This window comes from Stenotrophomonas sp. G106K1, from assembly GCF_037969685.1.
GTDB lineage: Bacteria > Pseudomonadota > Gammaproteobacteria > Xanthomonadales > Xanthomonadaceae > Stenotrophomonas > Stenotrophomonas lactitubi.
Genome location: NZ_JBBPFR010000022.1, coordinates 22,743 through 43,867 on the forward strand (window position 1 = coordinate 22,743; position 21,125 = coordinate 43,867).

Here is a 21,125-nt window from a genome sequence, read left to right on the forward strand (position 1 = left end):
GCGGCCATCCTTACTTCGTGCTGCCGAGCAGGGTCTTGACGCGAGCAATTTCGCGACGCACCCGGCGGATGTCGTGTGTCTTCGGCAGCTGGCCGGTGACCTGCTGCATACGGACAGAGAACTGTTCCTTACGCAGGTCGATCAGGTGGGCCTTGAGGTCGTCAGCCGACTTTTCACGGAGAGTTTTGATATCCATCAGCGCACCGTCCGGGTCACGAAAGTGGTGGTGACCGAGAGCTTGGCAGCGGCCAGGCGGAACGCCTCGCGTGCCACTTCCTCGGTAACACCCTCGATTTCATAGATCATGCGGCCGGGCTGGATCTGGGCCACCCAGTATTCCACGTTGCCCTTACCCGAACCCATTCGAACTTCGATGGGCTTCTTGGTGATGGGCTTGTCGGGGAACACTCGGATCCACATCTTGCCGCCGCGCTTCACGTAGCGGCTGATCGAACGGCGAGCCGCTTCGATCTGACGCGCGGTCAGCTGACCGTGGGCGGTTGCCTTCAGGCCGTACTCGCCAAAGCTGACAGCGTTTGCGCTCCAGCTGAGGCCTTCGTTACGGCCCTTGTGCACCTTGCGGTACTTGGTTCGCTTGGGTTGCAACATTGTCGTTACCTCGCTTCACGAGCCGGGCGCTGACGGTCACCGCGGTCGCCGCGATCATGACGATCGTTGCGCGACGGGGTGTCGTCCTGCTTTTCCTGGCCAACCTGGGAGAAATCGAAGACCTCGCCCTTGTAGATCCAGACCTTGATGCCGATGATGCCGTAGGTCGTCTTGGCTTCAGCGAAGCCATAGTCGATGTCGGCACGCAGCGTGTGCAGCGGCACGCGGCCCTCGCGGTACCACTCCGAACGGGCGATTTCTGCACCGTTGAGACGGCCACCGACGTTGACCTTGATGCCCAGGGCACCGAGGCGCATCGCGTTGCCGACCGAGCGCTTCATTGCACGGCGGAACATGATGCGGCGCTCCAGCTGCTGCGCGATCGATTCGGCAACCAGCTGTGCGTCCAGCTCGGGCTTGCGCACTTCGGTGACGTTGATGTGCGCCGGGACGCCCATCATCTCGCTCACTTCCTTGCGCAGCTTCTCGATGTCCTCACCGCGCTTGCCGATCACCACGCCCGGACGGGCGGTGTGGATCGTCACGCGAGCGGTCTTGGCCGGACGCTCGATCAGGATCTTGCTGATGCCGGCCTGAGCCAGCTTCTTGCGCAGCATGTCGCGCACTTTCAGGTCGGCTGCCAGGTAACCAGCGAACTCGGCCTTGTTGGCGTACCACTTGGAGTTCCAGTCCTTGGAAATGCCGAGGCGGATACCAATCGGATGAACTTTATGACCCATGGTCTTTTCCTTATCCGCTTACTTGGCGGCGCCCACAACCACAGTGATGTGGCTGGTGCGCTTGAGGATGCGGGTACCGCGGCCTTTCGCCCGCGCCATGAAACGCTTCAGGGTCGGACCTTCATCTACCATGATGGTCTGAACCTTCAGCTCGTCGACGTCGGCGCCCTGGTTGTTCTCGGCATTTGCAATAGCCGACTCCACCACCTTCTTGATCAGGTGGGCAGCCTTCTTGTCCGAGAACTTCAGCAGGTTGACGGCACGCTCGGCCGGCAGACCGCGCACCTGGTCAGCGACCAGACGTGCCTTCTGCGGGGAGATGCGCGCGGTGCGCAGGATGGCTTTCGCTTCCATTGTCATCTCTCCTTACTTGCCCGACTTCTTGTCACCACCGTGACCCTTGAAGGTCCGGGTGATGGCAAATTCGCCGAGCTTGTGGCCGACCATGTTCTCGTTGACGAGAACCGGGATGTGGTTCTTGCCGTTATGCACGGCAATGGTGACGCCTACCATGTCAGGCAGGATCATCGAACGACGCGACCAGGTCTTGATCGGACGCTTGCTACCCGCAGCGGCAGCCACCTTAGCAACCAGGTGGTGATCGACAAACGGGCCCTTCTTGAGTGAACGTGCCATGGTCGATTAGCCCCTACGATCGCGGACGATGAACTGCTGAGTGCGCTTGTTATGGCGCGTCTTGTAACCCTTGGTCGGAACACCCCACGGGGTGACCGGATGCGGGTTACCCTGGCCGGCCTTCGCCTCACCACCACCGTGCGGGTGGTCAACCGGGTTCATGGCAGCACCACGAACGGTCGGGCGGACGCCGCGCCAGCGCTTGGCACCGGCCTTGCCCAGCTTTTCCAGGCTGTGCTCGTCGTTGCCGACTTCGCCGATGGTCGCGCAGCACTCGACCGGAACCTTGCGCATTTCACCCGAGCGCAGGCGCAGGGTGGCGTAGATGCCTTCACGGGCAACCAGCTGCACGGCAGCACCTGCAGCGCGGGCGATCTGAGCGCCCTTGCCCGGCTTCAGCTCGATGCAGTGGATGGTGGTACCGACCGGGATGTTGCGCAGCGGCAGGGTGTTGCCCGCCTTGATCGGAGCATCCGAACCAGCGATCACCTGATCACCAGCCTTCAGACCCTTCGGGGCGATGATGTAGCGGCGCTCGCCGTCGACGTAGCACAGCAGGGCGATGTGGGCGGTGCGGTTCGGATCGTATTCGATGCGTTCCACGCGCGCCGGGATGCCCAGCTTGTTGCGCTTGAAGTCAATCAGGCGGTAGTGCTGCTTGTGGCCACCACCGACGTGACGCACGGTGATGCGGCCGTGGTGGTTGCGACCACCCGAACGGCTCTGCGACTCGACCAGCGGGGCATGCGGAGCGCCCTTGTACAGGTCGGGAGTAACCACGCGCACGGCCGAACGGCGACCGGGAGAAGTGGGCTTGAATTTCATCAATGGCATGGGATGTACCTCAGGCCTTGGCCGTTACATCGATCGACTGGCCGTCGGCCAGGCGAACGTACGCCTTGCGCCAATCGCCGCGGCGGCCAGCACGGTTACGGAAGGACTTGTTCTTGCCCTTGACGTTGACCACGTTGACTGCTTCGACCTTGACGTCGAACAGCTGCTCAACCGCGGCCTTTACATCGGCCTTGGTGGCTTCGTTCGAAATTTCGAAGACGTACTGATTGGAGAGTTCCTGCAGGCGCGCGGTCTTTTCGGAGACACGCGGGGCGAGCAGCACGCTGAAGATTTTTTCGTTGCTGTTCATGCCAGCCACTCCTCGACCTTCTTGACCGCGTCAGCGGTGATGACGACCGTGTCGGCACCGACCAGCGACACCGGATCCAGGCCCTGGACGTCACGCACTTCCACGTAGGGAATGTTGCGCGCCGACAGGTACAGGTGCTCGGAGGCTTCTTCAGTGACGATCAGCGGACGCTTGCCCACTTCCAGGCCGGCCAGCTTGGCGATCAGACCCTTCGTGTTGGTCACTTCGACATCGAAGGACTCCACGATGGTCAGACGGCCCTGACGGTTCAGCTCGGACAGGATCGCGCACATGGCGGCACGGTACTGCTTACGATTGACCTTCTGCTCGAAGCTGCGCGGCTTTGCCGCGAAGGTGACACCGCCGCCGACGAAGATCGGAGCCGTCAGTGCGCCATGACGCGCGCCGCCGCCCTTCTGCTTCTTCGACTTCTTGGTGGTACCTGCCACTTCGGAGCGAGTCTTCTGCGCCTTGGTGCCGGCGCGACCGGCGTTGCGGTAAGCAACGACAACCTGGTGAACCAGATCTTCGCTGAAATCGCGACCGAACACGGCGTCGGAGACCGAGACCTTGTTATTGCTACCCGTGATAACGAGTTCCATCGTCATCTCTCCTTATGCCTTGCTCGCCGGACGGACGATCACGTCGCCACCCGCCGCGCCCGGAACGGCGCCGCGAACCGCGATCAGACCGCGTTCGACGTCGACCTTGACAACTTCCAGGTTCTGGGTGCTCTGCTGCACCGAGCCCATGTGACCGGACATCTTCTTGCCCGGGAACACGCGGCCGGGCGTCTGGCGCTGACCCAGCGAACCCGGCGCGCGATGCGACAGCGAGTTGCCGTGGGTAGCGTCACCCATGCGGAAGTTGTAGCGCTTGATGGTGCCCTGGAAGCCCTTACCCTTGGTGACACCCTGGACGTCGACGATCTGGCCGACTTCAAAGATGTCCGCCTTGACTTCGCCGCCAACGGCGAAATCGCCGAGCTGGGCGTCTTCAACGCGGAATTCCCACAGGCCACGGCCCGCTTCCACCTTCGCCTTGGCGAAGTGGCCGGCTTCCGGCTTGTTGACCAGGGCAGCGCGACGCGCGCCGACGGTCACCTGCACGGCGCTGTAGCCGTCAGCTTCGACGGTCTTGATCTGCGCGATGCGGTTGGGGGTTGCTTCGATCAGGGTCACCGGGATGGAACGGCCATCTTCGGTGAACACGCGGCTCATGCCAGCCTTGCGGCCCACGAAGCCCAACGAATATTTCTTCGTCATGGTCGTAGTCCTCAGGTCAGCTTGATCTGAACGTCGACGCCGGCAGCCAGTTCGAGCTTCATCAGCGCGTCCACGGTCTTGTCATTCGGGTCAACGATATCGAGCACGCGCTTGTGCGTGCGGGTCTCGTACTGGTCACGCGCGTCCTTGTCGACGTGCGGGGAGACGAGGATGGTGTAACGCTCGATCTTGGTCGGCAGCGGGATCGGGCCACGCACTTGCGCGCCGGTCCGCTTCGCCGTCTCAACGATCTCGCTGGCCGAACGGTCGATCAGACGATGATCGAACGCTTTCAGCCGGATCCGGATCTTTTGGTCCGCCATGGCGGTAGGTTCCTTCGATAAAAGAGCGACAGACAAAGCCTCTGGGTTGCTTTGCCCCATGAAATCCCTGAATACAGACGGCCCGCATTCCCGCAGGCCGACAAGGTCAATCCGTAGACCCCAAATGCATAGGCAGACCCGTGAAACCGGCCTGCCCAGACGGAGAAGCATAATGGCACGCAAGGCAGCTGTCAACAGTCTCCTGTTGACGCCGCCTGAATGGCATTGACCCTTCCTGGTCCGGGGAACACAAGGCACATCCTGTGCCTACTTTCCCGTTTGATACGCCCCGATGCCCTACCCAGGCAACATCGGGGCGCAGAGTCTAACAGATTACTCGAGGATGGTGGCAACCACGCCAGCACCGACGGTACGGCCACCTTCGCGGATCGCGAAGCGCAGGCCGGCGTCCATGGCGACCGGGTTGATCAGGGTGACAACCATCTTGATGTTGTCGCCCGGCATCACCATCTCGACGCCTTCCGGCAGCTCGACCGCACCGGTGATGTCGGTGGTACGGAAGTAGAACTGCGGACGGTAGCCCTTGAAGAACGGGGTGTGACGGCCGCCTTCGTCCTTCGACAGGACGTAGACTTCGGCGTCGAACTTGGTGTGCGGCTTGATCGAACCCGGCTTGGCCAGAACCTGGCCACGCTCGACGTCGTCACGCTTGGTGCCGCGCAGCAGCAGACCGGCGTTGTCGCCTGCCTGACCCTGGTCCAGCAGCTTGCGGAACATTTCCACGCCGGTCACGGTGGTCTTCTGCACCGGACGGATGCCGACGATTTCGATTTCTTCGCCGACCTTGATCACGCCGCGCTCGATACGACCGGTGACCACGGTGCCGCGACCCGAGATCGAGAACACGTCTTCGACCGGCATCAGGAATGCCTTGTCGACGTCACGCTCCGGGGTCGGGATCCAGGTGTCCAGCGCCTCAACCAGCTTGATGACGGCCGGCACGCCGATGTCGCTCTGGTCGCCTTCCAGCGCCAGGCGGGCCGAACCCGAGATGATCGGGGTGTCGTCGCCCGGGAAGTCGTACTTGCTCAGCAGCTCGCGGACTTCCATTTCGACCAGTTCCAGCAGCTCGGCATCGTCAACCATGTCGGCCTTGTTCAGGAACACGACGATGTACGGCACGCCGACCTGACGCGACAGCAGGATGTGCTCGCGGGTCTGCGGCATCGGGCCGTCAGCGGCCGAGCACACCAGGATCGCGCCGTCCATCTGGGCAGCACCGGTGATCATGTTCTTGACGTAGTCAGCATGGCCCGGGCAATCGACGTGGGCGTAGTGACGAACGGTGGATTCGTATTCGACGTGCGCGGTCGAGATCGTGATGCCACGCGCCTTTTCTTCCGGCGCGGCGTCGATCGCGGAGTAATCCTTGAACTCGCCACCGAAGCGCTCGGCACCGATCTTGGTCAGTGCGGCGGTCAGCGTGGTCTTGCCGTGATCGACGTGACCGATGGTGCCGACGTTGACGTGCGGCTTGGTGCGCTCGAACTTACCCTTTGCCATTTCTTTCTACCTTATTGGTTCGTAAGTGGTTTGGAGGACCTGAGCGTTACGCTCAGGCCTTCTTCATGACTTCGTCGGCGATGTTGTTCGGCGCCGGCTCGTAGTGGTCAAATTCCATCGTGAAGGTGGCGCGGCCCTGGGTCTGCGAACGCAGCGAGGTCGCGTAGCCAAACATTTCGCCCAGCGGAATCATCGCGTTGATGATGCTGGCCGAACCGTCACCGGTGGTATCAGAACCCTGCAGAACGCCGCGACGGCGGCTGACGTCGCCCATCACGTCACCCTGGTAATCCTCCGGGGTCACGATCTCGACCTTCATGATCGGCTCCAGCAGGACCGGCTTGGCCTTGCGGAAGCCTTCCTTGAAGGCCATCGAGGAAGCGAGCTTGAACGCCATTTCCGAGGAGTCGACGTCGTGGTACGAGCCGAACACCAGCTTCACCTTGACGTCCACGACCGGGAAGCCAGCCAGCGGACCGCTGGTGATGGTTTCGCGCAGGCCCTTTTCGATCGACGGGATGAATTCCTTCGGAATCACGCCACCGGTGATGTCGTTGATGAACAGGAAGTCGTCCTTGATGCCGGCAGCGATCTTCGGATCTGCACGATCGGCCTCGGTGATCGGCGACAGCTCGATCACGACGTGACCGTACTGACCCTTACCACCCGACTGCTTGGCGTGCTTGTAGTCCGACTTCACGTCCGACATGGTGATCGTTTCGCGGTACGCCACCTGCGGCTTGCCGACGTTGGCTTCAACGTTGAACTCGCGCTTCATGCGGTCAACGATGATGTCCAGGTGCAGCTCGCCCATGCCCGAGATGATGGTCTGGCCGGATTCTTCGTCGGTCTTGACGCGGAACGACGGATCTTCCTGCGCCAGACGACCCAGTGCCAGACCCATCTTCTCCTGGTCGGACTTGGTCTTCGGCTCGACAGCCATCGAGATGACCGGCTCCGGGAACACCATGCGCTCGAGGATGATCGGCTGATCCATGGAGCACAGAGTGTCACCCGTAGTGGTGTCCTTCAGGCCCACGGCGGCGGCGATGTCGCCCGCCAGCACTTCCTTGATTTCTTCGCGGTTGTTGGAGTGCATCTGCAGGATACGGCCGATGCGCTCCTTCTTGCCCTTCACCGAGTTCAGCAGCTGGTCGCCTGCGTTCAACGTGCCCGAGTAGACACGGAAGAAGGTCAGCGCGCCGACGAACGGGTCGGTGATGATCTTGAAGGCCAGGGCCGAGAACGGAGCCTTGTCGTCAGACTTGCGGCTCATTTCCTTGGTTTCATCGTCAACGTCGGTACCGGTCACGTCCGGCACGTCGATCGGCGACGGCAGCAGCTGGATCACGCCGTCCAGCATGGCCTGCACGCCCTTGTTCTTGAACGCCGAGCCGCAGTACATCGGCACGATGTCGGTGGCCAGGGTGCGCACGCGCAGGGCTTCGATGATCTCGGCCTCGGTCAGCTCGTCGCCGCCCAGGTACTTGTCCATCAGCTCTTCGCTGGCTTCGGCAGCCGCTTCGATCATGAAGGTACGGGCTTCGGTCGCTTCAGCCAGCAGGTCGGCCGGCACATCGCTGTACTCGAACTTCATGCCCTGCGAAGCCTCATCCCAATGGATGGCCTTCATCTTCAGCAGATCGACGACGCCCTTGAAGCCTTCCTCAGCGCCGATCGGCAGCTGCATCGGAACGGCCTTGGCACCCAGCTTCGCCTTCAGCTGGCCAACGACCTTGCTGAAGTTGGCACCGGTACGGTCCATCTTGTTGACGAACGCGATGCGCGGCACCTTGTAACGATTGGCCTGGCGCCACACGGTTTCCGACTGCGGCTGCACGCCACCGACGGCACACAGCACGAAGACGGCACCGTCGAGCACGCGCAGCGAGCGCTCCACTTCGATGGTGAAGTCGACGTGCCCGGGGGTGTCGATGATGTTGAAGCGGTGCTCCGGCAGGGACTTGTCCATGCCCTTCCAGAACGCGGTGGTCGCAGCGGACTGGATCGTGATGCCACGCTCCTGCTCCTGCTCCATCCAGTCCATGGTGGCGGCGCCGTCATGCACTTCACCGATCTTGTGGCTCTTGCCGGTGTAGAACAGGATGCGCTCGGACGTGGTGGTCTTGCCGGCATCGATGTGAGCCATGATGCCGAAATTGCGGTAACGCTCGATGGGAGTGGAACGGGCCACGGGGAGCCTCTCAGATTTCTTGGATTTCGGATGGCCGAACGCCGCCTTTCGGCGGCCTTCGGATTGGCGCAGCCCTTCTGGGGCCGCGAGGCAGCACCGAGATGGTGCTGCCCTGCCTGTTTTACAAGGCCGTCAAACTCACCAGCGGTAGTGGGCGAATGCCTTGTTGGCTTCGGCCATGCGGTGGGTTTCTTCGCGCTTCTTGATGGCGCCGCCACGGTTTTCCGCAGCGTCGATCAGTTCAGCGGCCAGCTTCTTCGGCATGGTGTTCTCACCACGCTTGCGCGCGGAGTCGATCAGCCAACGCATGGCCAGGGCCATCTTGCGCGAGGCGCGCACTTCGACCGGCACCTGATAGGTGGCACCACCGACACGGCGGGACTTGACTTCGACCGACGGAGCCACGTTTTCCAGAGCCTTCTGAACCAGCTCGACGGAATTCGGGTTCTTCTCACCGATCACGTCCATGGCGCCATAGACGATCTTTTCAGCGACCGACTTCTTGCCGCTCAGCATCACCATGTTGATGAAACGGGCGATGGTTTCGCTTCCGTGCTTCGGATCCGGCAGGACTGCGCGCTGCGGCGTATTACCTTTACGAGACATGTGTGCTTTCCCTTAGCTCTTCGGACGCTTGGCGCCGTACTTGGAACGGCCCTGGCGACGCTTGGCAACGCCGGAGGCGTCGAGCGAACCACGAACGGTGTGGTAACGCACACCCGGCAGATCCTTGACGCGACCGCCACGGATCAGGACCACGGAGTGCTCCTGCAGGTTGTGGCCTTCACCGCCGATGTAGGAAATCACTTCTTCCTGGTTGGTCAGGCGAACCTTGGCAACCTTGCGAAGCGCCGAGTTCGGCTTCTTCGGAGTAGTGGTGTAAACGCGCGTGCAGACGCCACGGCGCTGGGGGCACTTTTCGAGAGCCGGCGAGGCGCTCTTATAAGTGGTTGCCTGCCGCGGCTTGCGGACAAGCTGATTGATCGTCGCCATCAGTATGTTCTTCTGAGAGAGGCCGAAAAAAACCGGCCATGAATGCGGATATGTGCGAGCAGGCGAAAAACCGGCCTGCTGAGACAGACGATTGTAGCAACCTGGCGAAAACGCGGTCAAATGCGCACACGCCAAGCCAGCCCTGATCCCGGGCCGTTACAGGGGAGCCTTCTCCATGCCCCCCGTTCAGGTTGTCGTCCGACCCATCGCTGGGCCGGGCGGCATCCTACCTCATCGAAAGCCAACAGACCAGCGGCCTGGGCCCTCGAGTGCAGATCCGGCCGGAACCGGTGCTGCGTGATGCTTGTCCGGCACGAGGCCGGAACGTCGGCAGGGACCGACCGATGGCCGCCCCCTGCCCGATCGAGGTCCGGCCGGAGCCGGACCCGCCGATCAATCCTCGGCCTGCTCGGCGTCGGTCGATTCCACCACCACTTCCGGTGCTGCCACGGCCACGGGGGCTGCAGCTGCCGGGGTACCGGCGAGGGTCTGCATTTCCGAGTCGGTCAGCCCGCTCGCGTTGCGGCGGCGGTTGGCGTGGTAGGACAGACCGGTACCGGCCGGAATCAGACGGCCGACGATCACGTTCTCCTTCAGGCCGCGCAGGTTGTCCTTGGTGCCGCGGACGGCAGCCTCGGTCAGCACGCGGGTGGTCTCCTGGAAGGAGGCCGCCGAGATGAACGATTCGGTTGCCAGCGAGGCCTTGGTGATGCCCAGCAGGACCGGATCGAAACGAGCGATCAGCTCGTTGCGGGTGGTCAGGCGTGCATTTTCCTCGATGACGCGCTGACGCTCGACCTGTTCACCGTTCAGGAACTTGCTGCTGCCCTGATCGGTGATCTCGACCTTGCGCAGCATCTGGCGGGTGATCACCTCGATGTGCTTGTCGTTGATCTTCACGCCCTGCAGGCGGTACACGTCCTGGATTTCCTTGACCAGGTAGGCGGCCAGCGGCTCGACACCCAGCAGACGCAGGATGTCCTGCGGGCTCGGCTCGCCGTCGACGATGGTTTCGCCCTTGGTCACGTGCTCACCTTCGAACACGATGACCTGACGGTACTTCGGAATCAGCTCTTCGTGCTCCGAACCATCGGTGTCCTTGATGATCAGGCGCTGCTTGCCCTTGGTGTCCTTGCCGAAGCTGATGATGCCCGAACGCTCGGCCAGCACCGCCGGATCCTTCGGCTTGCGCGCTTCGAACAGATCGGCCACGCGCGGCAGACCACCGGTGATGTCGCGGGTCTTGGACGCTTCCTGCGGGATCTTGGCGACCACGTCACCCACGCCGACGGCAGCGCCGTCCTGCAGGTTGACGATCGAGCGCGGCGGCAGCAGGTACTGCGCCGGCAGGTCGGTGCCCGGAATCGACAGGTCGTTGCCCTTGCCATCGACGATGCGGACGATCGGGCGCAGATCCTTCGCCTGGGCGCCGCGGCGCTTCGGGTCGGTGATTTCGCGCGATGCCAGGCCGGTCAGCTCATCGGTCTTCTCGATGACGGTGATGCCGTCCACGAAGTCGATGAAGCGGATGAAACCAGCCACTTCCGAAACGATCGGGTGGTTATGCGGATCCCAGTTGGCCACGGTCTGGCCAGCCTTGACCGCATCACCATCCTTGGAGGTGATGGTTGCGCCGTACGGCAGCTTGTAACGCTCACGCTCACGGCCGTGCGCATCGAGCACCGACATTTCGCCCGAGCGCGACACGGCGACCAGCGAGCCATTGGCATGGGCCACCGACTTGAGGTTGCTGAACTTGACCGAGCCGGTGGTCTTGACGGTGATGTTGTCGACCGCAGCAGCTCGCGATGCCGCACCACCGATGTGGAACGTACGCATCGTCAGCTGGGTACCCGGCTCACCGATGGACTGGGCGGCGATGACGCCGACCGCTTCACCGATGTTGACCAGGTGGCCACGGGCCAGATCGCGGCCGTAGCAGCGGCTGCAGACACCGAAGGCCGATTCGCAGGAGATCGTCGAGCGGACCTTGATGGTCTGCACGCTGGCCTCTTCAAGCTTGGCGACCCAGGCTTCGTCGAGCAGGGTGTTGCGGGTGACGATCGGATCTTCGTCGTTGCCCGGCAGGAACACGTCCTCGGCAACCACGCGACCCAGCACGCGATCCTTCAACGGCTCGACCACGTCGCCGCCTTCAACGATCGGGGTCATGATCAGGCCTTCGGTGGTACCGCAATCCACCTCGGTGATCACCACGTCCTGCGCCACGTCGACGAGACGACGGGTCAGGTAACCCGAGTTCGCGGTCTTCAGCGCGGTATCGGCCAGACCCTTACGGGCACCGTGGGTGGAGTTGAAGTACTCCTGCACGTTCAGGCCTTCGCGGAAGTTCGCCTTGATGGGCGTCTCGATGATCGAGCCATCGGGACGGGCCATCAGGCCACGCATGCCGGCCAGCTGACGGATCTGCGCCTGGCTGCCTCGCGCACCGGAGTCGGCCATGATGTACAGGGAGTTCATCGACTTCTGGTCGATGGTCTCGCCCTTGGCATTGATGACCTTCTCGGTACCGATGGTGTCCATCATCGCCTTGGCGATGCGCTCATTGGTGCGCGACCAGATGTCGACCACCTTGTTGTAGCGCTCGCCGGCGGTGACCAGGCCCGACTGGTACTGCTCCTGGATTTCCAGCACTTCGGCTTCAGCCTCGGTGAGGATGCCCTTCTTCTCGTCGGGGATCAGCATGTCGTCGATGCCGATCGAGACGCCGGCACGGGTCGCGTAGGCGAAGCCGGTGTACATCAGCTTGTCGGCGAACACGACCGTGTCCTTCAGACCCAGCTGGCGGTAGCTGGAGTTGATCAGGCGGCTGATGTTCTTCTTGGTCAGCTCGGTGTTGGCCAGCGCGAACGGCAGGCCTTCCGGCAGGATTTCAGCCAGCAGGGCGCGACCGATCGTGGTCTCCACGATCGACGACTTGCTCTGCTTGTTGCCTTCCTCGTCGGTCACCACCTCGGTGATGCGGACCTTGACGCGCGCGTGCAGTTCCACCACGCGGTTGTCGTAGGCGCGCTTGACTTCGGCGATGTTGGCGAAGGCCATGCCCTCGCCCTTCTTGTTCTCCAGCGAGCGGGTCATGTAGTACAGACCCAGCACGACGTCCTGCGACGGCACGATGATCGGCTCGCCGTTGGCCGGCGACAGGATGTTGTTGGTGGACATCATCAGCGCACGCGCTTCCAGCTGGGCTTCCAGCGAGAGCGGCACGTGGACGGCCATCTGGTCACCGTCGAAGTCGGCGTTGAACGCGGTGCAGACCAGCGGGTGCAGCTGGATGGCCTTGCCTTCGATCAGGACCGGCTCGAAGGCCTGGATGCCCAGACGGTGCAGGGTCGGCGCACGGTTCAGCATCACCGGATGCTCGCGGATGACCTCTTCCAGGATGTCCCAGACTTCGGCTTCTTCGCGCTCGACCAGCTTCTTGGCGGCCTTGATGGTGGTGGCCAGGCCACGACGCTGCAGCTTGGCGAACACGAACGGCTTGAACAGTTCGAGTGCCATCTTCTTCGGCAGGCCGCACTGGTGCAGGCGCAGGTACGGACCGACCACGATGACCGAACGGCCCGAGTAGTCGACGCGCTTGCCGAGCAGGTTCTGACGGAAGCGACCCTGCTTGCCCTTGATCATGTCGGCCAGCGACTTCAGCGGGCGCTTGTTGGTGCCGGTGATGGCACGGCCACGACGACCGTTGTCCAGCAGCGCATCGACCGATTCCTGCAGCATGCGCTTTTCATTGCGCACGATGATGTCCGGCGCGCTCAGTTCGAGCAGGCGGCGCAGGCGGTTGTTGCGGTTGATGACACGGCGGTACAGGTCGTTCAGGTCGGAGGTCGCGAAGCGGCCACCGTCCAGCGGGACCAGCGGACGCAGGTCCGGCGGCAGCACCGGCAGGACGGTCATGACCATCCACTCCGGACGGTTGCCCGATTCCAGGAAGGCTTCGATCAGCTTGATGCGCTTGGTGAGGCGCTTCAGCTTGGTTTCCGAACCGGTGCTGGCGATTTCTTCGCGCAGGCGGGTCATTTCCGACTGCAGGTCGATGGTGCGCAGCAGTTCGTACACGGCCTCGGCGCCCATGGCGGCGTCGAAGTCGTCACCGTGCTCCTGGCGGGCCTGCAGGTACTGTTCTTCGGTCAGCAGCTGGCGGCGCTCCAGGGCGGTCAGGCCCGGCTCGGTCACCACGTAGGCTTCGAAGTACAGCACGCGCTCGATATCGCGCAGGGTCATGTCCAGCATCAGGCCGATGCGCGACGGCAGCGACTTCAGGAACCAGATGTGCGCGACCGGCGAGGCCAGGTCGATGTGACCCATGCGCTCACGACGTACCTTGGCCAGGGTCACTTCGGTGCCGCACTTCTCGCAGACCACGCCGCGGTGCTTCATGCGCTTGTACTTGCCGCACAGGCACTCGTAGTCCTTGACCGGTCCGAAGATGGCGGCGCAGAACAGGCCGTCACGCTCCGGCTTGAAGGTACGGTAGTTGATGGTTTCCGGCTTCTTCACTTCGCCGAAGGACCACGAACGGATCAGGTCCGGCGAAGCCAGCGCGATCTTGATCGCGTCGAAGTCCAGCGTCTGGCGCTGCTGGTTGAAGAGGTTGAGCAGGTCTTTCATGGTGTTCTCCAGAAGGAGGAATGCTGTGTCGATGGGCTTTCAGTTGACTGCCAGCGGCGCGGCGGCGTTGACCGCCGCGCCGGCATGGATCAGTTGTCTTCCAGTTCCATGTTGATGGCCAGCGAGCGGATTTCCTTCACCAGGACGTTGAAGGATTCCGGCATGCCCGCGACCATCTCGTGCTCACCGTCGACGATGTTCTTGTACATCTGGTTGCGGCCCTGCACGTCATCGGACTTCACCGTCAGCATTTCCTGCAGGGTGTAGGCCGCGCCGTAGGCTTCCAGCGCCCAGACTTCCATTTCACCGAAGCGCTGGCCGCCGAACTGCGCCTTGCCGCCCAGCGGCTGCTGGGTGACGAGCGAGTACGGACCGGTCGAACGGGCGTGCATCTTGTCGTCGACCAGGTGGTTCAGCTTCAGGTAGTGCATGTAGCCAACGGTGGTGTGGCGATCGAAGGCTTCACCGGTGCGGCCGTCATACAGCTGGGTCTGGCCACTGCTCGGCAGGTCGGCCAGTTCCAGCATGCGCTTGATTTCCGCTTCGGTGGCGCCGTCGAACACCGGAGTGGCCATCGGCACGCCGTCGAACAGGTTACGGGCCAGGCGCAGCAGTTCCTCGTCGCTGAACTGCGACAGGTCGACACGGTTGGCCACGTTGGTGTCATCGTGGTTGTAGATGTCGTCCAGGAACTTGCGCAGGTCGGCAACCGCCGCCTGGGCTTCCAGCATCGCCTGGATCTTGCGACCCAGACCCTTGGCGGCCCAGCCCAGGTGCACTTCCAGGATCTGCCCGATGTTCATACGCGACGGTACGCCCAGCGGGTTCAGCACGATGTCCACGGTTTCGCCCGAGGCCATGTACGGCATGTCCTCGACCGGCACCACGTTGGACACCACACCCTTGTTGCCGTGGCGGCCTGCCATCTTGTCGCCCGGCTGGATGCGGCGCTTCACGGCCAGGAACACCTTGACCATCTTCAGCACGCCCGGGGCGAGGTCGTCACCCGCGGTGATCTTGCCGCGCTTGTCGGCGAAGCGACGCTCGAATTCCTTCTCGTGCGCCTGGATCTGCTTCTGTGCGCGTTCGATGGCTTCGGCAGCGTCCTCGTCCTTCATGCGCAGCACGAACCAGTCAGCCTTCTTCAGGCCATCCAGGTAGGCGTCGGAGATGACGTCGCCCTTCTTCAGGCCGGCGCCGCCGTTGACCACCTTGCCGACGATCTGCGAACGCAGACGGGCGTAGATGGCCGCTTCCAGGATACGGAACTGGTCGTCGAAGTCCTTCTTGACGCGCTTGATTTCAGATTCTTCGATCTGACGGGCGCGCTTGTCCTTCTCGATGCCATCGCGGGTGAAGACCTGCACGTCGATGACGGTGCCGTCCATGCCCGGCGGCACGCGCAGCGAGCTGTCCTTCACGTCCGAAGCCTTCTCGCCGAAGATCGCCCGCAGCAGCTTCTCTTCCGGGGTCAGCTGGCTTTCGCCCTTCGGGGTGACCTTGCCGACCATGATGTCGCCGGCGCGGACTTCGGCACCGATGTACACCACGCCGCTCTCGTCCAGGCGGTTCAGCGCCTGCTCGGAAACGTTCGGGATGTCGGCAGAGATTTCCTCCGGCCCCAGCTTGGTGTCACGCGCAACGCAGGTCAGCTCTTCGATGTGGATCGTGGTGTAGCGATCCTCTTCCACCACGCGCTCGGAGAGCAGGATGGAGTCTTCGAAGTTGTAGCCGTTCCACGGCATGAAGGCGATCAGCATGTTCTGGCCCAGGGCCAGTTCACCGATGTCGGTGGACGGACCGTCGGCCAGCACGTCGCCACGCGCCACCACGTTGCCCACTTCCACCAGCGGCCGCTGGTTGATGCAGGTGTTCTGGTTGGAGCGGGTGTACTTGATCAGGTTGTAGATGTCGACGCCGGCATCGGACGCATCGGTGATTTCGGCTTCGTTGACCTTGACCACGATGCGGGCGGCGTCGATCTGCACGATCTCACCACCACGACGGGCGTTCACGGTCACACCCGAGTCACGCGCCACGGCGCGCTCGATGCCGGTACCGACCAGCGGCTTCTGCGCACGCAGGGTCGGCACGGCCTGACGCTGCATGTTGGCGCCCATCAGTGCGCGGTTGGCGTCATCGTGCTCCAGGAACGGAACCAGCGCAGCCGCGATCGACACGGTCTGCATCGGCGAAACGTCCATGAAATGGACTTCCGCCGGCGGCTTCAGCAGCGATTCGCCCTGGTAACGGCAGGGAACGAACTGCTCGGTCAGCACGCTGTTGGCATCGGTCAAGGCGTTGGCCTGGGCGATGACGTACTCGTTTTCTTCGATGGCCGACAGGAACTCGACTTCGTCGAACACCTTGCCGTCCACGACCTTGCGGTACGGGGTCTCGAGGAAACCGTACTGGTTGGTGCGGGCGTACACGGCCAGCGAGTTGATCAGGCCGATGTTCGGGCCTTCCGGGGTTTCGATGGTGCAGACGCGGCCGTAATGGGTCGGGTGCACGTCGCGCACTTCGAAGCCGGCGCGCTCACGGGTCAGGCCGCCCGGGCCCAGGGCCGAGACGCGACGCTTGTGCGTGACTTCCGACAGCGGGTTGTTCTGATCCATGAACTGCGACAGCTGCGAGGAGCCGAAGAATTCCTTGATCGCCGCAGCCACCGGCTTGGCGTTGATCAGCTCCTGCGGGGTCAGGCCTTCCGACTCTGCCATCGACAGGCGTTCCTTGACCGCGCGCTCGACGCGGACCAGGCCCACGCGGAACACGTTCTCGGCCATTTCACCGACCGAACGCACGCGACGGTTGCCCAGGTGATCGATGTCATCGACCACGCCACGACCGTTGCGGATCTCGGTCAGGACCTTGATCACGTCCAGGATGTCCGAGCTGTCGCCGTGGGCGGCAACCAGGCGCTTGGACTCTTCGTCGTTGCGCTCGCCGTAGTACTTGCGGTCGTACAGCACGGCTTCGCCGGTGGTTTCCTTGCGGCCCACGCGACGGTTGAACTTCATGCGGCCGACGGCGGACAGGTCGTAGCGCTCGAAGGTGAAGAACAGGTTGTGGAACAGGTTCTGCGCGGCATCCTTGGTCGGCGGCTCGCCCGGACGCATCATGCGGTAGATCTCGACCAGGGCTTCCAGCTGGGTCTTGGTCGGATCGATGCGCAGGGTGTTGGACAGGTACGGGCCACGATCCAGGTCGTTCACCCACAGGGTGCCCACGGCATCGACGCCGGCCTTGCGGAAGTTCTGCAGCTGCTCGTCGGTGATTTCGTCGTTGGCCTGGGCCAGCAGTTCACCGGTCGAGGCATCGACCACATCGTGCGACAGGATGCGGCCGACGATGTAGTCGTCCGGCACGGCCAGGGCGGCGATGCCCGAGGCTTCCAGCTGCTTGATGTGGCGCGCAGTGATGCGCTTGCCGGCTTCCACGATGACCTTGTCGCCGTCGGCGAGGTCGAAGCCCAGGGTTTCGCCGCGCAGGCGCTCCGGCACCAGCTCCAGCTGGACGCCTTCATCCGGGTTGATGTGGAAGGTGTTGATCTCGAAGAACTCGGCCAGCATCTCTTCGTTGCTGTAGCCAAGCGCACGCAGCAGGATCGACACCGGCAGCTTGCGGCGACGGTCGATACGGGTGAACAGCGCGTCCTTCGGGTCGAACTCGAAGTCCAGCCAGGAGCCGCGGTAAGGAATGATGCGGGCGCTGTACAGCAGCTTGCCCGAGCTGTGGGTCTTGCCACGGTCGTGGTCGAAGAACACGCCCGGCGAGCGGTGCAGCTGCGAAACGATGACGCGCTCGGTGCCGTTGACGATGAAGGTGCCGTTGTCGGTCATCAGCGGGATTTCGCCGAGGTAGACCTCCTGCTCCTTCACGTACTTGATGGCCTTGGTCGACGACTCGCGGTCGTAGATCACCAGGCGCACGGTCACGCGCAGCGGCGCACCGTAGCTCATGCCACGCTGACGGCATTCACGCTCGTCGAAGACCGGATCGCCCAGCTTGTAGCCGACGTATTCCAGGGCAGCATTGCCGCTGTAGCTGGCGATCGGGAAGACCGACTTCAGTGCAGCGTGCAGGCCGTGGTCCGTGCGCTTGGCCGGATCGACGTTTTCCTGCAGGAATTCACGGTAGGAATCCACCTGGATGGCGAGCAGGAACGGCACTTCGAGAATCGAACGCTGCTTGCCGAAATCCTTGCGGATACGCTTTTTTTCGGTGAACGAATAGGACGTCATGAGGTCTTCCACCTTGTTGTGCGAGTCGTGCGCCCACGACCCGAAGGGAACTTGAAATTGTCAGTTGGAAGTCGCTGGTATTGCCGGCACCAGCACGCCTTCTCCCGCTACTTCCAACTGCCAACTCGTCTGCATCCACTCCCCTGCCGTCGCGCTTTGCGCTGGCCGACCAGGGTTTGACCGCAGCCCGTGTTGGGCTTTTTGCCGCTTTTCACATCCACGCATGGCGTGGATCTACAACACCGCAACAACGACCAAAGGCCGGGGGCTTACGCCCCCAGCCTTGGCTGCATCGCCGGATTTCGATGGCGACGCAATGGAAGTGCTTACTTGACTTCGACAGTCGCGCCAGCAGCTTCCAGGTCCTTCTTCATCTTCTCGGCTTCGTCCTTCGAAGCGTTGTCCTTCAGGACGCCGCCGGCTTCGGCCAGGTCCTTCGCTTCCTTCAGGCCCAGGCCGGTGATGGCGCGGACGGCCTTGATGACTTCGACCTTCTTGTCGCCGGCGGTCTTCAGGGTGACGACGAATTCGGTCTGCTCTTCAACGACGGCAGCCGGGCCAGCCACAGCAGCGGCGACCGGAGCAGCGGCGGAGACGCCGAACTTCTCTTCGATGGCCTTGACCAGCTCCATCACTTCCATCAGGGACTTCTCGGCGATGGCGTCGACGATCTGTTCGTTGGTAAGGGACATGATAATTACCTTTGGATGTTTTTCTGGATTGAGGTTCCGTCAGGAACCACGATTAGTCGAAACTCAGGCGGTCTCGGCGGCCGGTTCAGCAGCGTCGGCGGCGACGTCGCCACCATTCTGCTTGTCGCCGATTGCCTTGATGGCGCGGGCGAACATCGTGACCGGCTCGGTCAGGACGCGTGCCAGCATTGCCAGGGCCTGGTCGCGGGTCGGCAGCGATGCCAACACGTCGACGTGGCTTGCCGGGAACACTTCACCACCGATTGCGACGACCTTGGCCTTCAGCTTGTCGTTGCCCTTGGCGGCTTCCTTGATCAGGCGACCGGCAGCACCGGGCTCCTCGAGCGAGAACGCGTACAGCAGCGGACCAACCATCTGGTCCTGTGCGACTGCGAACTCGGTGCCTTCAACAGCACGCGACGCCAGGGTGTTCTTGACAACTTTCAAGAAAACGCCGGTTTCACGAGCCTGCTTGCGCATCGCGGTCATCTGGGCGACCGTGGTGCCAGCGTATTCGGCTGCGATCAAGGAGTGGGCCTTGGCGGCGATGTCTGCCAGCTCCGCGACTACTTCTTGCTTCTGGGACAGATTGAGAGCCATTGCACTCCTCCGATTGAACTCCGCTTACGGCTCCTGCCGTGTGCGGTCCTGTGCGGCATCCGTCCTGGACGCCGGGAACATCGGAATGATGTTCCGGGGGGTGGGCCGTTCTAGACCTGGAGTGGGCCAACCTGGGTAACCCCAGACGTGCGTGAACCAGAAAAACTCCAGAAGGGCACCATCTACGCAGGGTGATTCCGGGGAATCGATTAAGCGCTCGTGACTGCTCCGGCGGCGACTCCCTGCCAAATCGAGCTTCCGTGCCCGTCGCCGGCATACCACGACCGCACCTGCGGTCTTTGACGGCTACCACCGGCGATGGGTTGCCGGCGATGCCTTCAAATGTCACGGCCGCGGAACCCGAGGGGCCCGCGACCGCTTGAAACGATTACTTCAGGCTCAGCGACGACTGGTCGACGGTGACGCCCGGGCCCATCGTCGAGCTGACCGACACCTTCTGCAGGTACAGGCCCTTCGAGGTAGCCGGCTTGGCCTTGATCAGGTCCAGCAGCAGCGCGGTCAGGTTCGACTTCAGCGCGTCTTCGGCGAAGTCGGCCTTGCCGATGGTGCAGTGGATGATGCCGGCCTTGTCGGTGCGGTAACGCACCTGACCCGACTTGGCATTCTTCACAGCCTCACCCGGGTTCGGGGAGACGGTGCCGACCTTCGGGTTCGGCATCAGGCCACGCGGGCCCAGCACGGTACCCAGCTTGCCGACGACGCGCATTGCGTCCGGGGTCGCGATCACGACGTCGTAGTTCAGATCGCCGGCCTGCATCTTCTCGGCCAGGTCGTCCATACCGACGGCTTCGGCACCAGCGGCCAGGGCTTCATCAGCCTTGGCACCGGCCGGAGCGAAGACAGCGACGCGGACCGACTTGCCGGTACCAGCCGGCAGCACGGTAGAGCCACGGACCTGCTGGTCGGACTTCTTCGCGTCGACGCCCAGGCGCACAGCAACGTCGATCGACTCGACGAACTTGGCCTTGGTGGCGGTCTTCAGGATGTTGATTGCGTCCTCGAAGGCATATGCCTTACCCGGGACAACGGCGGCCTTGATGGCCTTTTCGCGCTTGTTCTGTGCCATCTGATTAACCCTCCACCACGAGGCCCATGGAACGGGCAGAGCCAGCGATGGTACGCACGGCGGCGTCCAGGTCGGCGGCAGTCAGATCCGGTTCCTTCGCCTTGGCGATCTCTTCCAGCTGCTTACGGGTGACCTTGCCGACCTTCTCGGTGTTCGGGCGCTTGGAGCCCGACGAGATACCAGCGGCCTTCTTCAGCAGGGTGGTGGCCGGGGTGCTCTTGGTGATGAAGGTGAACGTACGGTCCGAATAGGCCGTGATGATCACCGGAACCGGCAGACCCGGCTCGAGCTTCTGCGTGGCGGCATTGAAGGCCTTGCAGAATTCCATGATGTTCAGGCCGCGCTGACCCAGCGCAGGACCGACCGGCGGCGAGGGGTTGGCCTGACCGGCCTTCACCTGCAGCTTGATATAACCGACAACTTTCTTTGCCATGTGAGT

At 62.8% G+C, this 21,125-nt stretch carries 20 protein-coding genes; all 20 read right to left on the reverse strand.

Features of this window, described 5'->3' with window-relative positions; all coding sequences use genetic code 11:
- Positions 1 to 10: 10 nt before the first annotated feature.
- The 20 genes from rpmC to rplK all read right to left on the reverse strand — a co-directional run bounded on the left by rpmC (position 11) and on the right by rplK (position 21,119).
- Positions 11 to 196 carry a 50S ribosomal protein L29 gene (gene rpmC / locus WKB25_RS16825; RefSeq protein ID WP_025879306.1) on the reverse strand — a complete coding sequence of 62 codons (186 nt, stop codon included), beginning with the start codon at positions 194 to 196 and terminating at the stop codon, positions 11 to 13.
- Positions 196 to 609, reverse strand: coding sequence for a 50S ribosomal protein L16 (gene rplP / locus WKB25_RS16830; protein WP_025879305.1), 414 nt, complete (start codon positions 607 to 609; stop codon positions 196 to 198). Before rplP ends, rpmC begins: the two co-directional genes overlap by 1 nt.
- 5 nt (positions 610 to 614) lie before the next feature.
- Complete coding sequence (gene rpsC, locus WKB25_RS16835) at positions 615 to 1,349, reverse strand: 30S ribosomal protein S3 (RefSeq protein WP_005415414.1); 735 nt, start codon at positions 1,347 to 1,349, stop codon at positions 615 to 617.
- An 18-nt stretch (positions 1,350 to 1,367) separates the two neighbouring features.
- Positions 1,368 to 1,703, reverse strand: a complete 336-nt coding sequence (gene rplV / locus WKB25_RS16840) for a 50S ribosomal protein L22 (protein WP_004145348.1) — start codon at positions 1,701 to 1,703, stop codon at positions 1,368 to 1,370.
- A gap of 12 nt (positions 1,704 to 1,715) precedes the next feature.
- A complete protein-coding gene (rpsS, locus tag WKB25_RS16845; protein WP_004145340.1) occupies positions 1,716 to 1,985 on the reverse strand; it encodes a 30S ribosomal protein S19 in 270 nt (89 codons plus the stop codon).
- A gap of 6 nt (positions 1,986 to 1,991) precedes the next feature.
- Positions 1,992 to 2,819, reverse strand: coding sequence for a 50S ribosomal protein L2 (gene rplB / locus WKB25_RS16850; protein WP_099819139.1), 828 nt, complete (start codon positions 2,817 to 2,819; stop codon positions 1,992 to 1,994).
- Between the two features lie 10 nt (positions 2,820 to 2,829).
- Positions 2,830 to 3,129 (reverse strand): 50S ribosomal protein L23, encoded by a 300-nt coding sequence (gene rplW / locus WKB25_RS16855; RefSeq protein WP_025879303.1) that lies wholly within the window; start codon positions 3,127 to 3,129, stop codon positions 2,830 to 2,832.
- Entirely contained in the window at positions 3,126 to 3,731 is a 606-nt protein-coding gene (rplD, locus tag WKB25_RS16860) for a 50S ribosomal protein L4 (RefSeq protein ID WP_176021667.1), read from the reverse strand. Before rplD ends, rplW begins: the two co-directional genes overlap by 4 nt.
- A 12-nt stretch (positions 3,732 to 3,743) precedes the next feature.
- Positions 3,744 to 4,394 carry a 50S ribosomal protein L3 gene (gene rplC, locus WKB25_RS16865; RefSeq protein ID WP_049470484.1) on the reverse strand — a complete coding sequence of 217 codons (651 nt, stop codon included), beginning with the start codon at positions 4,392 to 4,394 and terminating at the stop codon, positions 3,744 to 3,746.
- Positions 4,395 to 4,405: 11 nt separating this feature from the next.
- Entirely contained in the window at positions 4,406 to 4,717 is a 312-nt protein-coding gene (rpsJ, locus tag WKB25_RS16870) for a 30S ribosomal protein S10 (RefSeq protein WP_010341589.1), read from the reverse strand.
- A gap of 333 nt (positions 4,718 to 5,050) precedes the next feature.
- Positions 5,051 to 6,241: an elongation factor Tu gene (gene tuf / locus WKB25_RS16875; protein ID WP_089238985.1), complete on the reverse strand. Its 1,191-nt coding sequence runs from the start codon at positions 6,239 to 6,241 to the stop codon at positions 5,051 to 5,053.
- Positions 6,242 to 6,293: 52 nt separating this feature from the next.
- The gene (fusA, locus tag WKB25_RS16880) at positions 6,294 to 8,435 is read right to left on the reverse strand and encodes an elongation factor G (RefSeq protein WP_100463193.1); all 2,142 of its coding nucleotides are present in this window, start codon (positions 8,433 to 8,435) and stop codon (positions 6,294 to 6,296) included.
- Between the two features lie 138 nt (positions 8,436 to 8,573).
- Positions 8,574 to 9,041, reverse strand: a complete 468-nt coding sequence (rpsG, locus tag WKB25_RS16885) for a 30S ribosomal protein S7 (RefSeq protein WP_089238997.1) — start codon at positions 9,039 to 9,041, stop codon at positions 8,574 to 8,576.
- Positions 9,042 to 9,053: 12 nt separating this feature from the next.
- The gene (gene rpsL, locus WKB25_RS16890) at positions 9,054 to 9,428 is read right to left on the reverse strand and encodes a 30S ribosomal protein S12 (protein ID WP_025879344.1); all 375 of its coding nucleotides are present in this window, start codon (positions 9,426 to 9,428) and stop codon (positions 9,054 to 9,056) included.
- Positions 9,429 to 9,821: 393 nt separating this feature from the next.
- Positions 9,822 to 14,063, reverse strand: coding sequence for a DNA-directed RNA polymerase subunit beta' (rpoC, locus tag WKB25_RS16895; protein ID WP_099819136.1), 4,242 nt, complete (start codon positions 14,061 to 14,063; stop codon positions 9,822 to 9,824).
- Between the two features lie 89 nt (positions 14,064 to 14,152).
- The gene (gene rpoB / locus WKB25_RS16900; protein ID WP_100463185.1) at positions 14,153 to 18,307 is read right to left on the reverse strand and encodes a DNA-directed RNA polymerase subunit beta; all 4,155 of its coding nucleotides are present in this window, start codon (positions 18,305 to 18,307) and stop codon (positions 14,153 to 14,155) included.
- Between the two features lie 326 nt (positions 18,308 to 18,633).
- Positions 18,634 to 18,999 carry a 50S ribosomal protein L7/L12 gene (gene rplL, locus WKB25_RS16905; protein ID WP_025879347.1) on the reverse strand — a complete coding sequence of 122 codons (366 nt, stop codon included), beginning with the start codon at positions 18,997 to 18,999 and terminating at the stop codon, positions 18,634 to 18,636.
- Positions 19,000 to 19,062: 63 nt separating this feature from the next.
- Positions 19,063 to 19,599 carry a 50S ribosomal protein L10 gene (rplJ, locus tag WKB25_RS16910; protein WP_004145252.1) on the reverse strand — a complete coding sequence of 179 codons (537 nt, stop codon included), beginning with the start codon at positions 19,597 to 19,599 and terminating at the stop codon, positions 19,063 to 19,065.
- A gap of 388 nt (positions 19,600 to 19,987) precedes the next feature.
- Positions 19,988 to 20,686: a 50S ribosomal protein L1 gene (gene rplA, locus WKB25_RS16915; protein WP_089238989.1), complete on the reverse strand. Its 699-nt coding sequence runs from the start codon at positions 20,684 to 20,686 to the stop codon at positions 19,988 to 19,990.
- A 4-nt stretch (positions 20,687 to 20,690) separates the two neighbouring features.
- Complete coding sequence (rplK, locus tag WKB25_RS16920) at positions 20,691 to 21,119, reverse strand: 50S ribosomal protein L11 (protein WP_004145248.1); 429 nt, start codon at positions 21,117 to 21,119, stop codon at positions 20,691 to 20,693.
- Positions 21,120 to 21,125 lie beyond the last annotated feature (6 nt).